This window comes from Mycobacterium sp. E3198 (assembly GCF_001667015.1).
In the GTDB taxonomy this organism is placed as follows: Bacteria; Actinomycetota; Actinomycetes; order Mycobacteriales; family Mycobacteriaceae; genus Mycobacterium.
The window spans coordinates 1-22,209 of record NZ_LZIS01000108.1 but is presented as its reverse complement, the minus strand read 5'-3'; the positions used below and the strand labels follow the sequence as shown (position 1 = coordinate 22,209).

The following is a 22,209-nucleotide window of genomic DNA, read 5'->3' as shown; positions in this document are numbered from 1 at the left end:
TGAGGCGGGACATCAGCTCCGCCTCGAGATAGCTGGCCTCATGCAGCGGGTAAAGCCGGCGCGGCGCGGACGGGCCCCGGTGAATACGCCAGCGGTGGCGAGATAACGCGGTCGGCGCGCCATCGCGCGCCGGGGTCGCGGGCAGTGAGCGGGACTTGGACAGGAGGTGCGACATGGCGGAGCCTTCGGAACGGTCACGGCTATTAGACACATGTAACAAGTGCCGCGACGCCGGCAATATTCCCGAAAAACACCCGCCGGCTCAGAGCCAACCGGTGCGCGCGGCGGCCACCGCCTCGGCGGGGGCCGGGGCCAGTTGCCCGTCCCGCACGCCCTCCAGCATGCGTTTGACGACCGCGACGATCTCCGGGGCCGCCGCCGCGAGCCCCGACACGTCGGCTTGGGTGAACTCGTCCGCGGCCACGCCCGCCCGCTCCAGCACGGCCGCCGGGTCCGCCAACTGATCGGCCAGCCAGGCCAGCGGGTCGGCGGACAGTTCGGGGACGAACTGCCGGCGTCCGGGTTCCCAATCGGTGAAGCGGGGGTGGTGATGGGCCCTGTCCAACGTTCCGGGCGGGCTCTCGGTCGATCCGAACAGGTCGACCCGCCAGACCGGGCGGGCGAAGGCGATCGGGATGCCGGCGTAGATCGAGCCCTGCGGCGCGGCCCGGTCGATGAGCCGGAGTTCCAGTCTGACCCCGCGCTCCGGGGTCTCCTGACCGGCCAGTGGGGCCGGGTCGACGAAGTACATGTCGCCGACGACGACGCCTAGGGCTTCGAATCCGAACGCTGCGAGCATCGCGTGCCTTTCCCTCGTACTCCTCGAGGGTAGACCTAGGAACGAGAGGCTCCACCCGGTGGCGAGCGTGCGTGTTTGTCCGGCGACACGCCGCTACCGCCGGCATTCTGCGCACCCTCGCGGGCCGTTCGGGCCGGGCTAGGACTCGGCCAACGCCTTGAGGCACTTCAGGGTCTGCGAGAGGTTGCGGCCCACCTGACGCACCGCGATGCGGTCGGCGATGTAGGCGATCAAGCCGCCGGGCGCCTGGTACGACAGCCGGAACGTCACTTTGGTCTTGCCGTCGGCGGCGTCGCGCAACCGGATCCGTCCGCGCAGGTTGACCCCGGTGATGCCCACCCAAGCGAGGTCGCGCCGGTCGTCGAACTCGACCACCTCGATCAGGCCGCCGACCGGCACCGAACCGATCTTCCAGTGCACGGTGTAGCGCGCGCCGACGCCGGCGGGTTGGTCGTTCGAGGGCTCCCAACGCTCGAGGCTCGTCATGAACGACGGGTAGCAGTCGGGATCGCTGACGATCTTCCAGACCGCGTCGCGGTCGGCGTTGATCACGCAGCGGCGCTCGACGCGCATCAGCCGATCACCGGGAATCGGCGTTCGGCGGCCAGGCGATCGACGCCGCCCTGCAGGCTGGCCATCACCTTGTCGTGCACGGCCTGGTCCTCAAGATCCGAGCCGTCGGCGTCGATCGGTTCCTGCACCTCGATGACGATCTTCGTCGGCAGCGGGATGTGCCCGGCCAGGTCGCTGACGTTGATGCCCCACGGCAGCGCCAGCGATATCGGAATGCTCTTGAGCCGCAACAGCTTGTCCGCCATCAGCAGCTTGGCCAGCCACTGCCCGCGGTTGAGGAACAGCGCGCTCTCCTGGCCGCCGACGCTGGCGACGGGGACGATCGGCACGCCGGTCTCGCGGGCCAGCCGCACATAGCCCATGCGCCCGCCGAAGTCGACCTTGTGGCGTTCCCACGACGGGCGGAAGACCTCGTAGTCACCCCCGGGGTACACGAGCAGCGCCGCCCCGGACTCCAATGCCAGCCGCGCGTTCTCGGGGTTGGCGGCGACGGTGCCGAATTTGCGCAGCCAGCCCAGCGGCGGCGCGGAGACGACGAGGTTGTGGGCGAGTTGGTAGAAGGGCCGCTCGACGCCGAAGTAGGAGCAGAACGCGAGCGTGAAGACGAACGTGTCCGGTGGCACGTTGCCGCCGCTGTGGTTGCCGACCAGCAGCACCGGCCCTTCCGGCGGAATCCTGTCCAGGCCCCGCACGTCCGCGCGGAAGTACAGCGACGCCAGCAACCAGGTGCCCGGCAGCTGGTCGCGGATGTAGTCCGGATCGCGCTGATCGAGGTCGGCTTTGGGGACCCGCGACACGACTTGTTCGCGGGCCCACCCCAAAACGCCCCCAAGGCTCGGCATAACCGCGGGTATACCCCGGTGCCGCCGGCAGTCAAACGCCGTAGATGCGGGCCGCGTTCTGGTGGGCGATCAGGTCGACCACCCGGATGGCGTCGGGCTCGCTCCAGTCCCCGTCGGCAACGAATTCGCCCAGCACGCGGCGAATCCCCTTGCGCCACAGGGCCGCACCGAGAAAGTGCAGTTCCGCCGGGCCGTACCCGTCCGACGAGTACAGGATCCGGCGGAACGGCGCCATCTCCAGCAGGCGGGCGATGAACGCCGGGGCGCGCGCTCCCAAGTAGTTCACGCTCAACCCGCCGTCGAGGTAGACGTTGTTGAAGGCCTGCGCGAGGTATCCGGCCTCGCGCTCGTAGGGGTAGCAGTGCAGCAGCACGATCGGCGTCTCGCCGGAGCGCCGCAAAAAGTCGAGCAGCAAAAGCGGATTGGCCTTGCGCAGATCGCAGTCCCGGTCGCCGAAGCCGACGTGGAATTGCAGCGGCTTGCCGAGGCGCAGCGCCTGATGCAGCCCGAAACGCAACAGCACCCGGTCCCGCAGTCGGGTGCCGCCGCCGTCGCGCCACCGCCCGGCGGACTCGGCCACCTGCGCGGGCGACGGCTCGCTCAGGTCCCCGTCGAACCCACCGCGGTAGGCCAGGATGGACTTGGTGCCGACGGCCGTGGCCGCGCGCCGGTGCAGGATCTCCTCGAACGCCGAGGCGTAGTCACCCGGCGCCGCCGCGGCCTGCTCGGCGACCTGCTCGAGCCGGACCACCTCGTGGGCGCGGTTGCCGGACCAATCGGCCATCTCGGCGGTGCCGGCCGTATCGGCGCCGATCCCGGTGTCGATCAGCCAGTCGCTCACCTTGGCGGCGGGCAGGAACAGGCGCGCCAGCTCGGGCTCGTCGAGTTGCCGACGCCGTTCCCAGTAGGCTTGCGGCTCAACGTGTTCGGGCAGGTCCAACAGCGGCGCGCAATGGGCGCGCACGGCGAAACCGAGCTGGGAGTCGAAGCCCGTGTCCACCAGCGGATCGGTATTGGCCTCGTTGAGGGCGTTCTCGAACCGCGGCCGGTCCCCCGCCGTCACCCAGCATCCGTGCGCGTGCTGGTCGATCAGGGCGACCTCGTCGATGTGTTGCGCCAGGGCGGAGACCATCGCGAAGCCCGTCACAGGCTCCAGGCCATGCGGAACTTGTCCGCCAGGTGCTCCGGATCGAGGTCGCCGTAGCGGTCCTGCTCGAGGCGGCGGACGGCGACCGCCATGTCGACCGCTGCGTCGCCCACGATGCCACGCAGCAGCGCCGAAGCATCAAGGGCGGCAATGGCTTCCGACTGGGAGTCCGGCAGCAGCACGATGCCCGCGCCGTCGCGATCCGCATCCGAGAGCTTGGCCGGATCCACCTTGATCTCCGGGGGGAGCGCCGCCTGGCGCTTGATCCCGTCCAGCGCGAGGCCGAGAATGGCCGCCGACGCGAGGTAGGGGTTGGCCGACGGGTCGACGATCTTGACTTCGACGTTGGCCCCGCGCGGGGTGCCGGGGCCGCCTTTGACGAATCGCACCGCCGCCTCGCGGTTCTCGGTGCCCCAGCATGCGTATGCCCCGGCCCAGTTGCCGGGCCGCATCCGCAGGCCGGACACGATCGAACCGCACAGGATGCCCTGGGCTTGCGGGAGCCCGCTGATGACCCCGGCGACGGCGCTCTCCCCCTCGGGGGTCATGCCCGCGGTGCCCGTTCCGCCGGAGAACAGCGGTCCCTCTGCCTTCGTGAGCGAAAAGTGCTGATGCGCACCGGATCCCACGCTGCCCGCGAACGGCGCCGGTGACAGGCTGACGCGCAGCCCGTGGCGGCGGGCGGCGCGTCCGATGATGAGCCGGGTCAGGGCGAGCTGGTCGGCGGCGGCCACCGGCGGCAGCGGCGACAACGAGATCTCGAACTGGTTGGCGCCGTACTCGGGATGGAATTGCTCGATCCCGACGCCCGCCGCCGTGGCCGCGGCGTTGACGTCGCGCACGAACGCCTCGTGTTCCAGCACGCCCGCCAGGCCGTACTGCGCCCACAGCACGGCCGGCAGCCGGCCGCCGTCGGGGTCGACGAGAAGGAATTCGATTTCGTGGCCGATCGCCGCCTCGAGGCCGGCTTCGGCGAGGGCGGCCTCGATTCGGCCCAGCGTTCCCCGGCCGCACGCCGCGACGGGGGTGCCGTCCTGCTCGAAGAACGAGGCGGGCGCCCAGGCCAGCCCGTCGCCGATCATCCGCAACGCCGCCAGGTCGAGGCGCAGGCGCTGGTCGCCGACCACCCCGACGTCGTCGGTGAACGCGATGCCGCTCTGGTCGATGGCGAAGGCATGCCACGACGGGCTGGCCCCCAGGCCGGGGTCGGCGAACGTGTTGGTCTTGCGGATGGGGACCGTCTTGGCTTGGGTGAGCCCGGCGGCGTTCACGACGGTGCCGATCACCGTGTCGACGCCTTCGGCCTCGAGTTGCGCGATCGCGGCGGCGGCGAGGGGGGTGGCGGTCATGGCTGCCATTGTGGCAACTCGATCAGTTCTGGCGGGCGATTAGCTCGGCGACGAACCGCTCGATGAAGGCGTCGAGCGGCTGCTTACCCGCGGGCCGGATGACGAACTTCGTCAGCCCGGCGTCGATGTAGGCGTCGAGTTGCCGGTGCAACCGATCCCAGCCCGCGGCGATCAGCGCGCCGGGGTCGACCTCCGGGCGCCGGCGCCGGACCGCCGCTACGAGCTCCGCGGGCAACTCGCCGTCGGCGACGGCCAGCGAAATGCCGAAGTGATCGGCCTCGATGCGCCGGCCGGCCTGCGCCGCGGCCCGTTCGATCGCCTCGCGCCCCGCGCGCGCCTCGGCCGCGGTGAGGAAACTGCCCAGCCAGCCGTCGGCGAGTGCCCCGATGCGACGAAACGCCGCGGGCGCCGAGCCGCCCAGCCAGATGTCGAGCGGCGGCGCCGGCCGCGGGGCGACCGCGGCCCCGCTGACGGTGAAGAAGCGGCCGTGGTGGGTGGCCGCGTCGTCGACCAGCGCCGAGCGCAGCACGCGCAGGGACTCGTCGAACACCGCGGCGCGCTCTCCGGCGGGGACGACGAACACCTCACGCTCGGCCGGAATGGCCGGGCGCAGACCGAAGACCGGCAACACCCGCTTGGGCGCGAGGGCCGCCAGCGAGGCCAGCTGTTTGGCCACCAGCACCGGATGCCGCCCGGGCAGCACGGTCACCGACGTGCCCGCCTTCAACCGGGTCGTCCGGGCCAGCGTGTAGGCCATGCCGACCATCGGGTCGACCGCCGGGGAGTACACGAGTTCGGAGAACCACAGCGAGTCCACGCCGCTGCTCTCCAGGTGGTCGACGATGCCGGCCAGCCGATCCGGCGCCGTATCGGCGCCCAGCCCGACGCCGAAGCGAATCTTCACGTTGTTCTCCGTGCCCGCGAAATATAAAGGGCTGCGACGTTTTTCGGCGTGTCGTCGCAGACGTTTATGTGTCGCGGCCTAATGGCGATGTGGTCTTGCGGGCGCGGCGGGTCAGGCGCGGCTGGGCAGCGTGAGCTTGCAGGACTGGCCGATGTCGAGGGTCCTGAGCATGCGGCCCATGCCGACCCACAGGGCGCACGACATCGCGAGGTCGGCCAGCAGCTCCTCGGAGAAATGCTCGTTGCACCGGCTCCAGAAGTCTTCGTCGTCGCGCAGCTTGGTGTGCTCGGTGCCGAACCGGTGCGCGAACTCGGCGGCCAGGCGCTCCTGCTCGCTGTACCCCGGCCAGGTACGCCACTCGAGCGCGTGCTCGTAGAGCTCTTCGTCGACGCCCGCGGCGGGCCCGTCGGCGTCGCGGGTGTTCATGCACACGGTGCATTCGTTGTCGTGGGCGATGACCGCCCGGGCCAGCTCGCGGGTGCGCATGGGCAGGCGGTTCTTGGTGTAGACCGCCTGGCTGAAGTTGGCGATCGCGCCGCCGAGGTCAGGCGACTTCGCGGCCCAGCTGTAGATGTCGTCGTCAGCGAACGTTCCGATTCGGCTCATGGCGAGATGGTACGCCCCACCCCCGGATTCGACGTCGTGATGGCCATCGTCGGCTGCTCGTCAGGCCAATCGCGTTGGGCCAGAACCCGATGCGCGACGCGTTCGAGCGCGGCCCGGACCTGTCGCCGGTCGGGCCGGCCCTCGAAGCCCGGCGAGCGCTCCAGCTTGTCCACCAGCCAGGCCAGCAGCAGCGACTGCACGTAATCGACCTGCTGTGCCCCCGCGGGGGTCAGCCACATTTCGTCGCCGTCGAGCCGGACGTAGCCGGTGGCCACGAGGCGCGCGAAGGTGGGCTCGAGCACCTCGAAGGGGATCTGCAAATAGTCGCCCATGTCGGTGATCCGCGCCGCGCCGTACATCTGCCGGTAGCGGTTGATGCGCAGGACGCCCCACAGCCCGGCCACGTCGAGCCGGCAGTCGGGTCGCATGGCGATGCTGCGCAGCCGCATGCCGGGAGCCCCCCGCAGCAGCCGGCCGATCGCGGTTTCCAGCATCTCGTCGGGCGTCTGGCTCGTCGGCATGGCGAACGCCTCGCCGATGTCGCCACGCTGGTTGCCGATCCCCCGCAGCGGCACCTCGCGCAGGAACAACGCCAGCACAAACCCGGCCAACGCGACCGGCACCGCCCAGAGGAATACGCGCGTGAGCGAGTCGGCGTAGGCGGCCACGATCGGGGCCGCCACCGCGTGCGGCAGCCGGTGCAAGGCCTCGGGCGACGCGGCGGCGGCGGCCGGCGCGCGGCTGGCGGCCATGGCCGGCCCGATGCGGCCGTGCAGGAAGTTGGTGAACAGCGAACCGAATATCGCCGCGCCGAAAGAACTTCCGATCGTCCGGAAGAAGGTCACCCCCGACGTGGCGACGCCGAGGTCGTCGAAACTGGAGGTGTTCTGGACGATGAGGATCAGGGTCTGCATGCACATCCCGATCCCCGCTCCGAGGATCACGAGAAACAGCGACTGCAGCAGGGCCGAGGTCGACGGCTCCATGCGCGACATCAGGAAGAATCCCGCCGCCATCACCGCGGTGCCGGCGACGGGAAAGACCTTGTATCGGCCCGTGCGGCCGACCAGGGCGCCGCTGCCCATCGAGGTGGTCAGCATCCCCACCACCATCGGCAGCGTGCGCAGGCCCGACGTGGTCGCCGAGACGCCGTCGACGAACTGCATGTAGGTCGGCAGGAACGTCAGCGCGCCCAGCATCGCGAACCCGACAACGAAGGACAGCACGCAGCACACCGTGAAGACCGGGCTGCCGAACAGCCGCGTCGGCAGAATCGGCGCGGCGGCGCGGCTTTCCACCCAGGCGAAGGCGGTCAGCGCGGCGGCGGAGGCGGCGAACAGCCCGATGATCGTGGGCGACCCCCACGGGTAGGTGGTTCCACCCCAGCTGGTGGCCAGCGTCAGGCCGGCGGCGCCCAGGCCGACGAGCACGATGCCGGTGTAGTCGATCACCGGTTTGGTGCGGTCGGCCAGCGCCGGGATGGCGGCGGCCGCCACGAAGAAGACGACGACCGAAATCGGGACGTTGATCCAGAACGCCCAGCGCCAGGTGAAGTGGTCGGTGAAGTAGCCGCCGAGCAGGGGGCCGATCACGGTGGTGACGCCGAACACCGCACCCATCGCGCCCTGGTAGCGGCCGCGGTCGCGCAGCGGGATCACCTCGCCGATGAGCGCCATGGCGGTGACCATGAGCCCGCCGCCGCCGATGCCCTGCAGCGCGCGCGACGCCACCAGCATGCCCATCGACGTCGACAGCCCGCAGAGCACCGACCCGGAGACGAAGAACACCACCGCCGCCTGGAACACCCTCTTGCGCCCGAACAGGTCGCCGAACTTGCCCACCAGGGCCGTGATGATGGTCGACGCCAGCAGGTAGCTGGTGACCACCCAGGACTGATGGCCGGCCCCGCCCAGATTGGCGACGATGGTCGGCAGCGCCGTCGCCACAATCGTCTGGTCCAGCGCGGCCATCAGCATGCCGAGCAACACCGCCACGAAGATGAAATTGCGTCGCTGCGGCTTGACCGCGACGTCGCTGGGTCCGGGGTCGGCGGAGTGGCCGGTCGGAACCGCCGCTGGCGTCGTGCGCGTCATGCCTGCCTTCCCTGGGCGTTGGATGCCTATGAATGCCCAGGGTTAACCGATGGCAACCAAGCGCTACCCCGAAGGGTCAGCTCGGCGGCCGCGACACGCACTGCGCGGAGTACAGCTCCTCGCCGAGCTTTTCCATCAACTCCAGCTGGGTCTCGAGGTAGTCGACGTGCTTTTCCTCGTCGGCCACGATCTTTTCCAGGATGTTCGCGCTGGTGCTGTCCTGCTTCTCGCGGCACATGATGATGCCCGGCTTGAGCCGGTCCAGCACCTCGTATTCGATGGCCAGGTCGGCCTCGAACTGCTCGCGCAGCGTCTGGCCGATGCGCAACGAGAAGAGTCGCTGGTAGTTGGGCAACCCGTCGAGCAGCAGGATGCGATCGGTGATCTCCTCCGCGTGCCGCATCTCGTCGAAGGACTCTTCGCGGGTCTTTTCGGCCAGCTCGGTGAAGCCCCAGTTTTCCTGCATCTTGGAGTGCAGGAAGTACTGGTTGATCGCGGTGAGCTCGCTGGTCAGCTGCTCGTTGAGCAGGCGCAGAACGTCCGGATCGCCTTGCATGATCGCTCCCTACGGTGTGAAGGCTGTGCTTTACGGCCGCGGCGGCTGGGCTGAAGCACCGGGCTCTAGCAGCACTTTGCCATGCGAATTTGGAATCTTCCAGGAAGGTATGGCTGTGCTCAGTGTGTCGCGTGAGTCACGCGCCAAGGCTTAGGCATCGCTAACCTACTTAGGCTAGACTTCACTAACATGCGGCTCGTTCGCTCGGCCTGTGTCCGCCCCCGGGGGGTGGGCTGATGTACGTGTGCCTGTGTGTCGGGGCCACCAATCAAACCGTCTGCGACGCCGTCGCGAGGGGTGCCTCGACGTCCAAGGAGGTCGCCGAGGCGTGCGGCGCCGGCGGTGACTGCGGGCGCTGCAGGCGCACGCTGCGCGCGATCATCGCGGCCTCGCGCCAGTTCGAGCCGGCTCAGTAGGCCCAGCGCTCAGCGGCCTTGGTTGAAGTCGGCCAGGGCGGCGGCGTTGGCCTGGGCGCCCATCAATTCGGCGAAATGCGCGTTCTCGCGCGCGCTCGCCGCGGCGATCCCGGGGCGTATCGGCTCCATCATCGTGTGTTTGACGGCCATCAGGCTCGAGATCGGCCGGGCGGCAAGGATTTCCGCGTGCCGCCGGGCCTCCCCGAGCAGCTCCTCCGGGTCGCAGACCCGCCAGACCAGACCCATCCGCAACGCCTCCTCGGCGTCGACCCACTCCGAGGACATCAACAGCCAGGCGGCGTTTTGCCGGCCCACCAGCTGCGGCAGCAGATACGACGAGGCCGCCTCTGGGGCCACGCCCAGGCTGGTGAACGGGCACTTCAGCCGGGCGGCCGACGACATGAACGCCAGGTCGGCGTAGCCGAGGATGGTGGCGCCGATGCCCACCCCGACGCCGTTGACGGCGCAGATCAGCGGCTTGGGGAACGCGCTGAGCGCCCCGATCAGCCCGGGAAAGCCGTGCCTGCCCGGCGTGAAGTCCGGGTCGGTGATGCGTGCCTGCATCTCGGCCAGGTCGGTGCCCGCGCTGAAGCCGCGGCCCGCGCCGGTCAGCAGGACGACGGCGACCTCCGGATCGTCTGCGGCGGCCAACAGCGCGTCAGCCGTCGCGTCATAGAGGGCTTCGTTGAACGCGTTGAGTGCCTCCGGGCGGTTCAGCGTCAGGGTGCGGACCCGGTTGTGGTCGTCGATCTGCAGCGTCACGGCTGCAGCCTAACGGGTGCGGCTCAGCCGTTGCTGTAGACGCGGGTCGGTGCGATGAGCACGACCGCGCGCCCCTCCCTGGACATCACGCGGTCGTATTCGTCCCAGTCGTCGTGGGTGCCGCCGGCGGCGGTGAACACCTCGCGGAGCAGCAGCCGTAACTGGTCGCCGTCTTTCAGCCAGGGTTGCGCGTCGTCCGGGCCGGCCAGCTCGGCGCGCCCCTCGACGGTCGCCCACTGCCAGCCGTTCTTGAACGTGGCGGCCAGCTGCGGGCGTGCCCGCAGGTTGGCCAGCTTGACCTTGCCGTAGGTGGTGAACCCCAGGGCCTGCTCCCCCGTCGCCGGATGCGGCAGCAAGCCGACGTTGACCAGCGAAGCCTGGACGGTCCCGTCGGCGCGGACCGTCGAGACCACCGCCAGTCCGCTTTCTCCCTTGGCCAGTGCCACGGCCTCGTCGAGCGTTGTCATGAGCGATCCTCAATCCCGGAATGGTGTCCTGAACACGTAGCGGCTGGTCGGCACCGTGTCGATGTTCTGATTGGCGCCGAATGCAGTTGTGCTGGCGACCATCCGGCCGAGCCGGTGTTGCAGGTCGTCGTCGTCGGCGGCACCGAAGAACGCCTTCAGGTCGGTGATCGCTTCCTCGGGAAACAACTCCTCGACGATGCCGGCGATTCCCGGCGCGTCCGGGGTGAGTGCCCGCACCACCCAGTTCTGGGTGTAGCCGAACGTCGACTGGGTCTCGATGGCCACCGAGGTGTGGTCACCCTGCCACCGGGCCAGCCAGGTGGCCTGGTCCAGTTCGGCCGGCCGGCGCAGCAGCGCGATGTTCGCCAGACCGGTTGTGCGGCAACCCGGTTCGGTCGGCGGCGCGGCGAGCGGAACGGACTCCGTCACCAGGTAGGCGGCCAGCTGCTCGCATTCCTGGGCAAGGAATTTGAGCGCCGCCGTCATCTGGTCGCCATAGCATTGCTGGGTCCACATGCTCACCACCGCGGCCGCCGGCGGGTCCATCGTCGTCAGCGTCATCAGCGAGTGACGCACCGCGCCGTCGCGCACGTTCACCTGCAACCCGACCAGGCCCAGTTCCAACAGCGCGTCGGCGACGTGACCCCGTTGCCGGGCACACCAATCGTCGTCCGGCTCCGAGCGCATCAGCACCGCGATCACCTTTTCCATGCGCCGAACTTACCGCCGGGCTGTCACTATTTGACGGGCCGTACCTGGTGTTCCTGGCTGATCAGCGTCCCGATCATCGTGGCCAGCTGCCGGTAGGAGTCGTCGCGGCCGCTCGAGGAGCGAAACACCAGGCCGATCCGTCGTCCCGGGCGCGGCGTCGCGAACTGCGCCAGCCCCAGCCGGCTTCGGGCGGCCTCCACTGGCACCGCGCTCTGCGGGATGAGCGTCACACCCAGCCCGCCCGTCACGCACTGCACCGCGGTCGCCAGCGATGCCGCGCGGGTATTGGCGAGCTCCGCCCGCACACCCGCCTTCTGACAGACGTCGAGCGCCTGGTCGCGTAGGCAGTGGCCTTCGTCCAGCAGCAGCAGCGGCAGTTCGGCCAGCGCGGCCGCCGGCACCCGGCGCTTGCCCGCGAGGGGGTGACCGGGTGGCAGCGCGAGCACGAAGTCTTCGTCGTAGATCGGGACGGCGGTCAGCCCAACCGCCGACGCCTCTGAGACGGGCAGCGCGGTCAGGGCGGCATCCAGCGCCCCCTCGCGCAGCAGCCGCAGCAGCCGTTCGGTCTGGTCCTCGATCACCCGCAGGGTCAGCGACGGCAGTTGCTCGGCCAGGCCGGCCAACACCGACGGCAGCACGTAGGGCGCCACGGTGGGTATCAATCCCAGCCGCACCCCGGCCCCCAGCGGGTCGGCTGCGCCCGCGGCGGCGGCGGTGAACGCGTCGACGGCCTCGACCACGGCCAGGGCCCGCGGCAGGAGCTGCGCACCCTCCGTCGTCAAGAAGACACGCCGTGTCGACCTCTCGAGCAGCTGCGTGCCGAGGCCGGCTTCCAGCGCCGCCAGCGCCTGCGACAAGGTCGACTGGCTCACGCCGAGAGTCGTTGCGGCGCTGCTGAAATGCTGCTTTTCTGCCACCGCGACGAACGCGCGAAGCCCGGCGAGGGTTGGCTGATAGCTCTTATCGGACATAGCAATAAGTATAGTGTGATATATCACCTTTACTTCAAACATGCTGCGCGGCATCATGGTGGCAGACCGCTAATCTTGAGTGATTCCAAATAAGGAGTGATATGTCCCTGCTGACAATCGGCGACCAATTCCCCGCCTACCAGCTCACCGCGCTGATCGGTGGCGATCTGTCGAAGGTCGATGCCAAGCAGCCCGGCGACTACTTCACCACCGTCACCAATGAGGATCACCCGGGAAAGTGGCGCGTGGTTTTCTTCTGGCCCAAGGACTTTACCTTCGTGTGCCCGACGGAGATCGCGGCGTTCGGCAAGCTCAACGACGAGTTCGAAGACCGCGACGCGCAGATCCTCGGTGTCTCGATCGACAGCGAGTTCGTGCACTTCCAGTGGCGCGCGCAGCACGAGGACCTGAAGAAGTTGCCGTTCCCGATGCTCTCGGACATCAAGCGGGAGCTCGCGCTCGCGACCGGCGTGCTCAACGACGAGGGCGTCGCCGACCGGGTGACCTTCCTGGTCGATCCGAACAACGAAATCCAATTCGTCTCGGCGACCGCCGGATCCGTGGGGCGTAATGTCGACGAGGTGCTGCGCGTTCTTGACGCGCTGCAGTCCGACGAGCTGTGCGCCTGCAACTGGCGCAAGGGCGACCCGACCATCGACGCCGGCGAGCTGCTCAAGGCTTCCGCGTAGGAGGGCGACATGAGCGTAGAAAACCTCAAGGCCGCGCTGCCCGAGTACGCCAAGGACCTCAAGCTCAACCTGGGCTCGATCACCCGCAGCACCGAGCTGGACTCCGAGCAACTCTGGGGCACCCTGCTGGCCTGCGCCGCGGCCACGCGGAATGCCCAGGTGCTGGCCGAGATTGGCGCCGAGGCGGCCGACAATCTGTCGACCGAGGCGCACCAGGCGGCATTGGGAGCCGCGTCCATCATGGCCATGAACAACGTCTTCTACCGTGGCCGCGGCTTTCTCGACGGCTCCTACGACGACCTGCGGGCCGGGCTGCGGATGAACATCATCGCCAACCCGGGCGTGGCGAAGGCGAATTTCGAGCTGTGGTGCTTCGCGGTCTCGTCGATCAACGGCTGCCCGGATTGCGTGGCTTCGCACGAACGCACGCTGCGCGAGGCGGGCGTGAGCCGGGAGACCATCAACGAGGCGCTCAGGGCCGCGGCGATCGTTTCCGGTGTGGCACAGGCGATCGTGACCACCCAGACCCCGGCCGCCGTCGGCTGATCGCAGTGACGGCGCCGGGCTGGGTAGCACACGCGATCTGGTGGCAGGTCTATCCGCTGGGCTTCGTCGGCGCCTACCCGTCGCCGGAGCCGCCGCGGCCGGATGAACACCGGCTGCGGCGGCTCGTCGATTGGTTCGACCACGCCATCGCGCTGGGGGCCTCCGGGATCGCCCTCGGGCCGATCTTCGCCGCGCGCACCCACGGTTACGACACCACCGACCACTACCGCATCGACCCGCGGCTCGGCGACGACGCCGACTTCGACTTCCTGGTGGCCGAGGCGCATCGCCGCGGCCTGCGCGTGCTGCTCGACGGCGTGTTCAACCACGTCGGCGTGGATTTCGCGCGCTACCGCGAGGCGGCGCCCGGCTGGTTCAGCGGGGGTACGTTCGAGGGCCACTCGGAGCTCATCACCCTCAACCACGACAACCCCGAGGTCGTCGACTACACCGTCGACGTGATGGCGCACTGGCTCGGGCGCGGCGCCGACGGCTGGCGCCTGGACGCGGCCTACATTGTGCCCGAACGCTTCTGGGCCGCGACGTTACCGAGGGTGCGCGAGCGCCACCCGGACGCCTGGTTCGTCGGCGAGCTCATTCATGGCGACTACGCCGCGGTCGTCGAGGCGGCGACGTTCGACTCGGCGACGCAATACGAGCTGTGGAAGGCGATCTGGAGCGGCCTCAACGACGGCAACTTCTTCGAGTTGGACTGGGCGCTGCAGCGGCACAACGCGTTTCTGGACAGCTTCGCCCCGATGACGTTCATCGGCAACCACGACGTCACCCGCATCGCCAGCCGGCTGGAGCGGCCCGAACATGTGGCCCACGCGCTCGTGATCCTGCTGACCGTCGGGGGGGTGCCCAGCGTGTACGCCGGCGACGAGCTCGGGTTCCGCGGCGTCAAGGAGGAGCGGTACGGCGGTGACGACGCGGTCCGCCCCGAGTTCGGTTCGCCCCCAATGGAAGTGGATGCGTTTGGCACCGAGATGTGGGCGTTGCACCAGTTCTTGGTCGGGCTGCGCCGTCGCCACCCGTGGCTGCACGCGGCGTCGACCACCGCGGCGCGGCTGGACAATCGCCACTACGTCTACGAGACCCGCAGCGGCGAGAACGCCCTACTGGTCGCGCTCAACATCGACGACGAGCCGCTGCGTCTGGTGCTTTCGGAGTGCGGCGTGCCGCGCGGCCGGGTGCTGGGCGGGTCGGCGGCCCCGCCGCAGGAGGTGGTGGACGCCGTCGTCGTCGAACCGCACGGCTGGCGCGTCTTAAGTCCCGCCTAGCCGCGCGATCGTCAGCTCGTCCTGCCGCCCGCCGTAGTACTTGTCGAGCAGCGCCAGGAAATCGTCGTTGTCCTCGGTGGCGCGGGAAAACAGCGTCATCGACGAACACAGCTTGAGGTCGTCGGGGGAACCGAAGATGTCTGCCGCGGAACGGTCCCGGACCTGGTTGACCAGCCGCGTGCACTCGCGCAGCCGGGGCCCGAGCAGCTCGTGCGCCAGGTAGGCCCGCGCCTCCTCGAGTGCGGAGATGCCGTAGTGGACGGCCGTCGGGCTGCTGCCCAGCCCGCGAAGTTGCGGGAACACGAACCACATCCAATGGCTGCGCTTTCGCCCGGCGCGCAACTCCTCGACCACGGTGCGGTACACCGGGGCCTGCGCATCGACGAAGCGCTTCAGGTCGAAAGGGTCGCTCGGCATGCGACTACGGTTGCACACTGTGGAATTCAAAAGACGGAAGGCCGTCCGACGACGAGTGCCCAAAGTGCGTGACCTCGCCCCGCTGCTCCAGTTCAAACGGCCGCAGCTCGACGCGACCAAGCGCCGCCTGGACGCCGCGTTCACCATCGAAGACCTGCGCCGCATCGCCAAACGCCGCACCCCCAAGGCGGCGTTCGACTACACCGACGGGGCCGCCGAGGACGAGCTGTCCATCCACCGGGCGCGACAGGCCTTTCGCGACATCGAGTTTCACCCGACGATCCTGCGCGACGTCTCCCACGTGACGGCGGGCTGGAACGTCCTGGGGCAGCCGGTCGTCCTGCCGTTCGGGATCGCGCCGACGGGCTTCACCCGGTTGATGCACACCGAGGGCGAGATCGCCGGCGCGGCGGCGGCGGCCAGGGCCGGCATCCCGTTCTCGCTGTCCACGCTGGGCACCACCGCGATCGAGGATCTGGTCACCGCTGTCCCGCAGGGCCGCAAGTGGTTTCAGCTGTACATGTGGCGGGACCGCGAGCGGTCGATGGCGCTGGTGCAGCGCGCGGCCGACGCCGGCTTCGACACGCTGCTGGCCACCGTCGACGTCCCGGTCGCCGGCGCGCGGTTGCGCGACAACTGCAACGGGATGACCATCCCGCCGACGCTGACCCTGCGCACCGTCCTGGACGCGGTACCCCACCCGAAGTGGTGGTTCGACCTGTTGACCACCGAGCCACTGGCGTTCGCGTCGCTGGACCGCTGGTCGGGCACCGTCGGCGAGTACCTCAGCACGATGTTCGACCCGAGCCTCACCTTCGACGACCTCGACTGGATCAAGGCGCAATGGCCCGGCAAGCTGGTGGTCAAGGGGATCCAGACGCTCGACGACGCCCGCGCCGTCGTCGACCGCGGCGTGGACGGCATCGTGTTGTCCAATCACGGTGGGCGTCAATTGGATCGGGCGCCGGTGCCCTTTCACCTGTTGCCCGCGGCCGCGCGCGAGCTGGGCACCCACACCGAGATCCTGGTGGACACCGGCATCATGTCGGGCGCCGACATCGTGGCGGCGATCGCGCTGGGAGCCCGGTGCACGCTGGTCGGCCGGGCCTACCTCTATGGGCTGATGGCGGGCGGCGAGGCGGGCGTGACGCGGGCGATCGAAATCCTGTCGAGCGGTGTCACACGGACGATGGCGCTGCTGGGCGTCACCTGCCTCGAGGAGCTGTCGCCCAAGCACGTGACCCAGCTGCGGCGGCTGGGTCCCGTGCCGTAGCACCCCCGCTACTGCAGGCGGGCGACCTGCTCGGTGCGGTTGCGCACCAGGTCGTTGTAGGCCTCGCCGGGCCCGACGTGTTCGAAGAGCCGCGGCGGGTAGTGGGTGACGTACATGGTCCGGCGCCCGCCGGCGCCGGTCGGGCGCGGTGAGGCGTGCATCAGGTCCTGGACATGAACCGTGACGTCGCCGGGCGCGGTGTCGATGCTCACCACCGGCACCTGCCGCAGCCGCCGTTCCCACCGGTAATGGATGGCCTGCCCGTGGCTGCCCGGGACCACCTGCAGGTTGCCGGTCGACGAATCCGAGCCCGTGAGTTGGATGCCGACGCTGACCGCCGGACACATGATGCCGTGTCCGCCCATGCCGCAGTCCTGGTGCCAGGGGATGTTGGACAGCCCGCTGGTGTTTCCCGGCGCCTTGAGCAACACCGCGCTGCCTTCCATCCGATCGGGGGCCGCGCGCAGCGCGGGGTCGGTGAGCGTGCCGAGCCGGCGCACCCGGGGATCGCTTTCCAGGGCGGCCAGCACCGGTGAGCGCAACGTGGCGTAGACGAGTCGGCACAGCACGCTGGCGCCGTCTTCGGCGGTGGCCCACCAGGACTGGTCGTCGCCGGGACGGGCCTGCGCCGCAAGGCGGTCGATCTCGCGGTTGGCGGCCCGCATCTCCTCTGGCGCGAAGACCCCCGTGACATGCAGGTAGCCCATCGTCCGTAGCTGGTCCGCCAGTTCGTCGTCGGCGGCGTCGAGCGTGAAGACCGCGCGTGGGTCGCGCCCCCGCAGGTCGGCCCGGGCGGGATCGTACGGCGGGACGTCGGCATGGAGGTATCGCAGCACCGGATCCCAGTCGGCCAGCCGCTCGAACCCTCCCCGCTCGAAGACGAGGTCGTCGGACAGCAGCAGGTTGATGACCGTGCGGACCTGGTCCACCATGTCGTCCCAGGCGTGCCGGGACAGGCGCACGACGACGTCGGCGTGCGGGGCGGGTCCGTCGTCGACGCGGATCGTCGGGCCGTCGACGCTGTAGGTGACCGCGTCGTCGTCGACGAGGAACGTGATCGCGCCGGCCACCAGCTCCCTGGCCGCGGCTTCGAGGATGCCCGGGTCACGGGACGTCGCGGCCGGGCGGGACAGCGCCACGCACCGATTATGCCCGCAGCGAAGCCCCGCCGGGGAACAAACCGGCGCCGGGCTGGGTTAAGCGCATCAGACTCAACTTTTGGAGGATTGATGGCTGAAGCCAAGTCAGTGCCTGTGTTGTTCACCGGCACGATCGTGTTGCCCGGAATGGTGGTGCCGATCGAGCTGGACGACGCCGCGCGGGCGGCGATCGACGCCGCGCAGGCCAGCGAATCCGGGGAGCTGCTGATCGCCCCCAGGCTGGACGACCGGTACGCGACGCACGGCGTGATCGCGAAAATTCTGCAGGTCGGGCGGATCGCCGGCGGTGGCACGGCCGCCGTCGTGCGCGGTGAGCGCAGGGCCCACATCGGGGCGGGCGCCCCCGGGCCGGGGGCGGCGCTGTGGGTCGAGGTGACCGAGGCCACGGAGCCCGAGCCGACCGACGAGGTCAAGGCGCTGGCCGCCGAGTACAAGAAGTTGCTGCTGGCCATGCTGCAGCGGCGCGAGGCCTGGCAGATCGTCGACTACGTCAACAGCCTGACCGACCCGTCGGCGCTGGCCGACACGTCCGGGTACGCCTCGTACCTGACCGACGTGCAGAAGCGCGAGCTGCTGGAGACGGTCGACGTCGCCGAGCGGCTGCGCGTGCTGATCGACTGGACCGGCTCGCATCTGGCCGAGGTCGAGGTCAACGACAAGATCGCCGAGGACGTCCGGGAGGGCATGGAGAAGACGCAGAAGGAGTTCCTGCTGCGCCAGCAGCTGGCCGCCATCCGCAAGGAGCTGGGCGAGGGCGAACCCGACGGATCCGACGACTACCGGGCCCGCGTCGAGCAGGCCGAGCTGCCCGAGAAGGTGCGCGAGGCCGCGCTGCGCGAGGTCGGCAAGCTGGAACGCGCCAGCGACCAGAGCCCGGAATCCGGCTGGATTCGGACCTGGCTGGACACCGTGCTGGACCTGCCCTGGAGCGTCAAGACCGAGGACTCGACGGACCTGAAGGCGGCGCGGGAGGTCCTGGACGCCGACCACCACGGGCTGGAGGACGTCAAGGATCGCATCGTCGAATACCTCGCCGTGCGAACACGGCGCGCCCAGCGCGGGCTGCAGGTCGTCGGCGGCCGCGGCTCGGGCGCGGTGATGGTGCTGGCCGGTCCCCCCGGGGTCGGCAAGACGTCGCTGGGCGAGAGCGTCGCCCGCGCGCTGGGCCGCAACTTCGTGCGCGTCGCCCTGGGCGGGGTGCGCGACGAGGCCGAGATCCGCGGGCACCGTCGCACCTACGTGGGCGCGCTGCCGGGCCGAATCGTGCGGGCCATCGGCGAGGCGGGATCGATGAATCCCGTTGTGCTGCTGGACGAGATCGACAAGGTGGGTTCCGACTACCGCGGCGACCCGAGCGCGGCGCTGCTCGAGGTGCTCGACCCGGCGCAGAACCACACGTTCCGCGACCACTACCTGGATCTGGACCTGGACCTGTCCGACGTGGTGTTCCTGGCCACCGCCAACGTGATCGAGAACATCCCGTCGGCGCTGCTGGACCGCATGGAGCTCGTGCAGATCGACGGCTACACCGAGGACGACAAGGTGGCCATCGCCCGCGACTACCTGCTGCCCCGGCAAACGGAGCGCGCGGCGCTGAGCGCCGACGAGGTCACCGTCACCGACGCCGCCCTGCGCAAGATCGCCGCCGATTACACCCGCGAACCGGGCGTGCGGCAGTTCGAGCGGCTGCTGGCCAAGGCGCTGCGCAAGGTGACCACCAGGCTGGCGGAGAATCCCGAGCCGATCACCGTCGACGAGCCGGATCTCGTTGACTACCTTGGCCGTCCGCGGTTCACGCCGGAGTCGGCGGAACGCACCGCGGTGCCGGGCGTGGCCACCGGCCTGGCCGTCACCGGCCTGGGTGGCGACGTGCTCTATATCGAGGCGGGCGCCACCGACGGTGAGCCAGGGTTACAGCTGACCGGCCAGCTGGGCGATGTCATGAAGGAGTCGGCGCAGATCGCGCTGTCCTACGTTCGCTCGCACGCTTCCGAACTGGGTGTCGACCCGGCGGCGCTGGACCGGCGCATCCACGTGCACGTGCCCGCCGGCGCGGTGCCCAAGGACGGCCCGTCGGCCGGTGTCACCATGGTCACCGCGCTGGTGTCGATGGCCACCGGGCGCCAGGTGCGGTCGGATGTCGGCATGACCGGCGAGGTCACGCTGAACGGCCGGGTCTTGCCGATCGGCGGCGTCAAGCAGAAGCTGCTTGCGGCCCAACGTGCCGGACTGTCAACGGTTTTCATCCCGTCGCGCAACGAGCCGGATCTGGACGACGTACCCGCCGAGGTGCTCGAGGCGCTGGACGTGAAGCCGATGACCGACGTCGCCGAGATCGTCGCGCAGGCGCTGGCGCCTGCGGAGAACACAGCTCACACGGGCGAGGTGGCGGCCTAACGCCTGCCAATCGCGTGCCAGCCGGCTGAAAGTTCGCTGCGAATAAATCTGGGCGAGGGCGTTTTCGTCTGCCCAAGGCCGGGTAATGGGGACTCGGGGGGTCACCCTACGGCCGATCAAGGGGCTGAGGGCCAACAGAACAACGAATTAGTGCTGTTCTGCTGCCTGCGTGGCAGCCAAATCGCTGGACAAGGAGTTCAGATGAAGTTGAACAAGATTGCAGCAACTGCGGCGATGGCGGGTGCCCTCGGGTCCGCGGCGCTCGGAATCGGCGCCGGTTTGGCGCAAGCCGATCCGAACGGCCCGAACGTGCCGGGCCCCGGCCCGAATGTGCCGGGCCCGAACATGCCGGGCAACAACGTGCCGGGCAACAACGGGCCGGGCCAGAATGGGCCGGGACCTTACGCGCCGATTTGTAACCCGGGCGCGCCTCTCGGCCCCGGGGCCAACTGCAACGGCCCGGGCACTCCGCTTCCGCCGGGACAGGGCGGCGCGCCGCCGCCGGGGCACTACAACGACCCGGGCCGCTACGGGCTCCCGGCCACCTGGGTTCCGCCGGTTGGCGACCCCGACGGCACCCAACTTCCGGTCGTGTACAACCCGCAGCTGGGCCAGTGGGGCGTCAACACGTCCGCCGGTTTCCAGGCGTACACGCCCGCGGGTGGCGCCGGAGGCCAGGTCAACGGCGGCGCCGGCATGCCCGGAAACCCCCGCTGAAACCGGTGCCTAACAGCCGGAACGCGGCAGCCGCCCCCGTCATCGGGGGCGGCTGTTGCCGTTGCGCGTGACATCCGTCGCGGCTTCGGCGTTGAATGGGTCCGTGAGCGTGAAACGGCAAGTGGTTCATCGTGTTCAACGGCTGCTCGTCAATCCCGTCGGCCGGAAGATGCCCGGGGTCCTCCTGGAGACCACCGGTCGCAAGAGCGGGCAGCCGCGACGCACCGCCGTCGGCGGGCGCGTGGTCGACGACCAATTCTGGATGGTCTCCGAGCACGGCGAGCATTCGGACTATGTCCGCAATATCCAGGCCAATCCTGCGGTTCGGGTGCGCATCGGCGGCCGGTGGCGCAGCGGAACGGCCCACCTGCTGCCCGACGATGACCCGCTGCGGCGGCTGGGCAACCTACCGCGGCTCAACAGCGCGGTGGTGCGGCTGATGGGCAGTGACCTGCTGACCATTCGGGTCGATCTGGACTGACCCGGCGACCGAGCCGGTAAATTCGCAGAAGTAATTCGAGTAAGGGCCTGCGCAATTACAGGGTCGGCGACTGTCGGTCTCCCACGCTAAGGTCGGCGAATGGCCTACGACGAGGACCTGGCCGACCGCATCCGCGAACTGCTCGGCCCCGAGCGGGGCGTCGAGGAGAAGCGCATGTTCGGCGGCCTGGCTTTCCTGATCAACGGCAACATGTCGGTGGCCGCGAGCGGCCAGGGCGGCCTGTTGGTGCGGGTGCCGCCGCACGACACCGACAAGCTGCTGGCGCGCGACCATGTCAGCCCGATGGTGATGGCGGGCCGGGAGGCCCGCGGCTGGATACGCGTCGACGCCGACGGGCTGCGCACCAAGCGCCTGCTGCAGGGCTGGGTCACCCGCGGCGCCGGGTACGCCCGCAGCCTGCCGCCGAAATGACCGCGCCCGGTTGATTGCACGCCGGCCCGGGTAAGCGGTGCGGTATGAGCGAGCGCGAGCAACGGGTGCGACGGCTGCTCGAGGTCGCCGGGACGACCTACGCGGCCGAGGCCGGCATCAAGATCAAGGACAAGCCGATGCCGCTGTTCCAGTTGCTGGTGCTGTGCATGCTGGCCAGCAAGCCGATCGATGCCGCCATCGCGATGCGAGCCGCACACGAACTGTTCAAGGCGGGGTTGCGCACCCCGAAAGCGGTCTTGGCGTCCCGCAGGCAGACGATGATCAGCGCGTTCGGCCGCGCCCACTACGTGCGTTACGACGAGAGTTCGGCCACCCGCCTGACCGACATGGCCGAGCTCGTGCGCGACGACTACGGCGGTGATCTGCGCGGCGTCGCCGAGCGCAGCGGGCATGATGTGGCCGCGGCGAAACGGATGCTAAAGGAATTCAAGGGAATTGGTGATACCGGCGCCGACATCTTTCTCCGCGAGGTGCAGGACGTCTGGACTTGGGTGCGGCCGCACTTCGACGACCGCGCCATCGCGGCCGCGAGCCGCGCATTGGCTTGCGGCGCAAGGGCACCCAGCCTCGCCGGCTGGGCGGGCAGACCCAGTTCCC

At 69.5% G+C, this 22,209-nt stretch carries 25 protein-coding genes; 10 read left to right on the top strand and 15 right to left on the bottom strand.

Annotation, left to right across the window (positions count from 1 at the left end; genetic code table 11):
* Positions 1-262: 262 nt before the first annotated feature.
* The 9 genes from A5673_RS12245 to bfr form a co-directional block, all read right to left on the bottom strand.
* Positions 263-799, bottom strand: coding sequence for a hypothetical protein (locus A5673_RS12245; RefSeq protein ID WP_068232006.1), 537 nt, complete (start codon positions 797-799; stop codon positions 263-265).
* 138 nt (positions 800-937) lie between these two features.
* On the bottom strand, positions 938-1,372 hold the full coding sequence (locus A5673_RS12240; protein ID WP_068232003.1) for an SRPBCC family protein: 435 nt from the start codon (positions 1,370-1,372) through the stop codon (positions 938-940).
* Positions 1,372-2,214 (bottom strand): lysophospholipid acyltransferase family protein, encoded by an 843-nt coding sequence (locus A5673_RS12235; RefSeq protein ID WP_068231997.1) that lies wholly within the window; start codon positions 2,212-2,214, stop codon positions 1,372-1,374. Before A5673_RS12235 ends, A5673_RS12240 begins: the two co-directional genes overlap by 1 nt.
* Before the next feature lie 31 nt (positions 2,215-2,245).
* A complete protein-coding gene (locus A5673_RS12230; RefSeq protein WP_068232060.1) occupies positions 2,246-3,346 on the bottom strand; it encodes an amidohydrolase family protein in 1,101 nt (366 codons plus the stop codon).
* An 11-nt stretch (positions 3,347-3,357) separates the two neighbouring features.
* Positions 3,358-4,710, bottom strand: coding sequence for a glutamine synthetase family protein (locus tag A5673_RS12225; protein WP_068231994.1), 1,353 nt, complete (start codon positions 4,708-4,710; stop codon positions 3,358-3,360).
* Positions 4,711-4,732: 22 nt separating this feature from the next.
* Positions 4,733-5,614: a TIGR03854 family LLM class F420-dependent oxidoreductase gene (locus tag A5673_RS12220; protein WP_068231991.1), complete on the bottom strand. Its 882-nt coding sequence runs from the start codon at positions 5,612-5,614 to the stop codon at positions 4,733-4,735.
* A gap of 111 nt (positions 5,615-5,725) precedes the next feature.
* The gene (locus A5673_RS12215; RefSeq protein ID WP_068231987.1) at positions 5,726-6,220 is read right to left on the bottom strand and encodes a carboxymuconolactone decarboxylase family protein; all 495 of its coding nucleotides are present in this window, start codon (positions 6,218-6,220) and stop codon (positions 5,726-5,728) included.
* Positions 6,217-8,313: an MDR family MFS transporter gene (locus tag A5673_RS12210; protein WP_068231984.1), complete on the bottom strand. Its 2,097-nt coding sequence runs from the start codon at positions 8,311-8,313 to the stop codon at positions 6,217-6,219. Before A5673_RS12210 ends, A5673_RS12215 begins: the two co-directional genes overlap by 4 nt.
* A gap of 76 nt (positions 8,314-8,389) precedes the next feature.
* Positions 8,390-8,869, bottom strand: coding sequence for a bacterioferritin (gene bfr / locus A5673_RS12205; protein WP_068231981.1), 480 nt, complete (start codon positions 8,867-8,869; stop codon positions 8,390-8,392).
* Between the two features lie 236 nt (positions 8,870-9,105).
* Between bfr and A5673_RS12200 the strand changes: the two genes are divergently transcribed.
* On the top strand, positions 9,106-9,285 hold the full coding sequence (locus A5673_RS12200; protein WP_066912704.1) for a bacterioferritin-associated ferredoxin: 180 nt from the start codon (positions 9,106-9,108) through the stop codon (positions 9,283-9,285).
* Between the two features lie 9 nt (positions 9,286-9,294).
* Here A5673_RS12200 and A5673_RS12195 read toward each other — a convergent pair whose 3' ends face one another.
* The 4 genes from A5673_RS12195 to A5673_RS12180 are packed head-to-tail and all read right to left on the bottom strand — an operon-like array spanning position 9,295 to position 12,196.
* Positions 9,295-10,047, bottom strand: coding sequence for an enoyl-CoA hydratase/isomerase family protein (locus A5673_RS12195; RefSeq protein ID WP_068231978.1), 753 nt, complete (start codon positions 10,045-10,047; stop codon positions 9,295-9,297).
* Positions 10,048-10,070: 23 nt separating this feature from the next.
* Positions 10,071-10,514: a TIGR03618 family F420-dependent PPOX class oxidoreductase gene (locus A5673_RS12190; RefSeq protein ID WP_068231973.1), complete on the bottom strand. Its 444-nt coding sequence runs from the start codon at positions 10,512-10,514 to the stop codon at positions 10,071-10,073.
* Between the two features lie 9 nt (positions 10,515-10,523).
* Entirely contained in the window at positions 10,524-11,225 is a 702-nt protein-coding gene (locus tag A5673_RS12185; protein ID WP_068231967.1) for an EthD domain-containing protein, read from the bottom strand.
* 26 nt (positions 11,226-11,251) lie between these two features.
* Positions 11,252-12,196, bottom strand: a complete 945-nt coding sequence (locus A5673_RS12180; protein WP_068231959.1) for a hydrogen peroxide-inducible genes activator — start codon at positions 12,194-12,196, stop codon at positions 11,252-11,254.
* Positions 12,197-12,297: 101 nt separating this feature from the next.
* Here A5673_RS12180 and A5673_RS12175 point away from each other — a divergent pair, with 101 nt between their 5' ends.
* Genes A5673_RS12175 through A5673_RS12165 form a run of 3 tightly spaced genes read left to right on the top strand, consistent with a single transcriptional unit; the run spans position 12,298 to position 14,714 of the window.
* On the top strand, positions 12,298-12,885 hold the full coding sequence (locus A5673_RS12175; protein ID WP_068231957.1) for a peroxiredoxin: 588 nt from the start codon (positions 12,298-12,300) through the stop codon (positions 12,883-12,885).
* A 9-nt stretch (positions 12,886-12,894) separates the two neighbouring features.
* Complete coding sequence (locus tag A5673_RS12170; protein ID WP_068231956.1) at positions 12,895-13,431, top strand: alkyl hydroperoxide reductase; 537 nt, start codon at positions 12,895-12,897, stop codon at positions 13,429-13,431.
* A 5-nt stretch (positions 13,432-13,436) separates the two neighbouring features.
* Positions 13,437-14,714, top strand: coding sequence for an alpha-amylase family protein (locus A5673_RS12165; RefSeq protein WP_068231955.1), 1,278 nt, complete (start codon positions 13,437-13,439; stop codon positions 14,712-14,714).
* Here A5673_RS12165 and A5673_RS12160 read toward each other — a convergent pair.
* On the bottom strand, positions 14,700-15,131 hold the full coding sequence (locus A5673_RS12160) for a DUF1810 domain-containing protein (protein ID WP_068231954.1): 432 nt from the start codon (positions 15,129-15,131) through the stop codon (positions 14,700-14,702). The two genes, A5673_RS12165 and A5673_RS12160, sit on opposite strands and share 15 nt — an antisense overlap.
* On the opposite strand from A5673_RS12160, the gene A5673_RS12155 reads away from it, so the two are divergent.
* Positions 15,130-16,404 (top strand): alpha-hydroxy acid oxidase, encoded by a 1,275-nt coding sequence (locus tag A5673_RS12155; RefSeq protein ID WP_156748131.1) that lies wholly within the window; start codon positions 15,130-15,132, stop codon positions 16,402-16,404. The genes A5673_RS12160 and A5673_RS12155 overlap by 2 nt on opposite strands.
* A gap of 8 nt (positions 16,405-16,412) precedes the next feature.
* Here A5673_RS12155 and A5673_RS12150 read toward each other — a convergent pair whose 3' ends face one another.
* A complete protein-coding gene (locus A5673_RS12150; RefSeq protein ID WP_068231949.1) occupies positions 16,413-17,543 on the bottom strand; it encodes a phytanoyl-CoA dioxygenase family protein in 1,131 nt (376 codons plus the stop codon).
* Between the two features lie 90 nt (positions 17,544-17,633).
* Between A5673_RS12150 and lon the strand changes: the two genes are divergently transcribed.
* From lon to A5673_RS12125, 5 genes are all read left to right on the top strand, one after another.
* Entirely contained in the window at positions 17,634-19,961 is a 2,328-nt protein-coding gene (lon, locus tag A5673_RS12145; RefSeq protein ID WP_068231946.1) for an endopeptidase La, read from the top strand.
* Positions 19,962-20,162: 201 nt separating this feature from the next.
* On the top strand, positions 20,163-20,678 hold the full coding sequence (locus tag A5673_RS28345) for a hypothetical protein (RefSeq protein ID WP_068231941.1): 516 nt from the start codon (positions 20,163-20,165) through the stop codon (positions 20,676-20,678).
* Between the two features lie 103 nt (positions 20,679-20,781).
* Entirely contained in the window at positions 20,782-21,159 is a 378-nt protein-coding gene (locus A5673_RS12135; protein WP_068231939.1) for a nitroreductase family deazaflavin-dependent oxidoreductase, read from the top strand.
* 99 nt (positions 21,160-21,258) lie between these two features.
* Positions 21,259-21,591: a TfoX/Sxy family protein gene (locus tag A5673_RS12130; protein ID WP_068231937.1), complete on the top strand. Its 333-nt coding sequence runs from the start codon at positions 21,259-21,261 to the stop codon at positions 21,589-21,591.
* A gap of 44 nt (positions 21,592-21,635) precedes the next feature.
* On the top strand, positions 21,636-22,209 hold a 574-nt coding region (locus A5673_RS12125; protein ID WP_231971033.1), incomplete at its 3' end, for an endonuclease.

Bases quoted from the DNA above. Each gene is read 5' to 3' on its own strand.
- A5673_RS12245 (WP_068232006.1), bottom strand. From the start codon at position 799: ATGCTCGCAGCGTTCGGATTCGAAGCCCTAGGCGTCGTCGTCGGCGAC.
- A5673_RS12240 (WP_068232003.1), bottom strand. From the start codon at position 1,372: ATGCGCGTCGAGCGCCGCTGCGTGATCAACGCCGACCGCGACGCGGTC.
- A5673_RS12235 (WP_068231997.1), bottom strand. From the start codon at position 2,214: ATGCCGAGCCTTGGGGGCGTTTTGGGGTGGGCCCGCGAACAAGTCGTG.
- A5673_RS12230 (WP_068232060.1), bottom strand. From the start codon at position 3,346: ATGGTCTCCGCCCTGGCGCAACACATCGACGAGGTCGCCCTGATCGAC.
- A5673_RS12225 (WP_068231994.1), bottom strand. From the start codon at position 4,710: ATGACCGCCACCCCCCTCGCCGCCGCCGCGATCGCGCAACTCGAGGCC.
- A5673_RS12215 (WP_068231987.1), bottom strand. From the start codon at position 6,220: ATGAGCCGAATCGGAACGTTCGCTGACGACGACATCTACAGCTGGGCC.
- A5673_RS12210 (WP_068231984.1), bottom strand. From the start codon at position 8,313: ATGACGCGCACGACGCCAGCGGCGGTTCCGACCGGCCACTCCGCCGAC.
- bfr (WP_068231981.1), bottom strand. From the start codon at position 8,869: ATGCAAGGCGATCCGGACGTTCTGCGCCTGCTCAACGAGCAGCTGACC.
- A5673_RS12200 (WP_066912704.1), top strand. From the start codon at position 9,106: ATGTACGTGTGCCTGTGTGTCGGGGCCACCAATCAAACCGTCTGCGAC.
- A5673_RS12190 (WP_068231973.1), bottom strand. From the start codon at position 10,514: ATGACAACGCTCGACGAGGCCGTGGCACTGGCCAAGGGAGAAAGCGGA.
- A5673_RS12185 (WP_068231967.1), bottom strand. From the start codon at position 11,225: ATGGAAAAGGTGATCGCGGTGCTGATGCGCTCGGAGCCGGACGACGAT.
- A5673_RS12180 (WP_068231959.1), bottom strand. From the start codon at position 12,196: ATGTCCGATAAGAGCTATCAGCCAACCCTCGCCGGGCTTCGCGCGTTC.
- A5673_RS12175 (WP_068231957.1), top strand. From the start codon at position 12,298: ATGTCCCTGCTGACAATCGGCGACCAATTCCCCGCCTACCAGCTCACC.
- A5673_RS12170 (WP_068231956.1), top strand. From the start codon at position 12,895: ATGAGCGTAGAAAACCTCAAGGCCGCGCTGCCCGAGTACGCCAAGGAC.
- A5673_RS12155 (WP_156748131.1), top strand. From the start codon at position 15,130: ATGCGACTACGGTTGCACACTGTGGAATTCAAAAGACGGAAGGCCGTC.
- A5673_RS12160 (WP_068231954.1), bottom strand. From the start codon at position 15,131: ATGCCGAGCGACCCTTTCGACCTGAAGCGCTTCGTCGATGCGCAGGCC.
- lon (WP_068231946.1), top strand. From the start codon at position 17,634: ATGGCTGAAGCCAAGTCAGTGCCTGTGTTGTTCACCGGCACGATCGTG.
- A5673_RS28345 (WP_068231941.1), top strand. From the start codon at position 20,163: ATGAAGTTGAACAAGATTGCAGCAACTGCGGCGATGGCGGGTGCCCTC.
- A5673_RS12130 (WP_068231937.1), top strand. From the start codon at position 21,259: ATGGCCTACGACGAGGACCTGGCCGACCGCATCCGCGAACTGCTCGGC.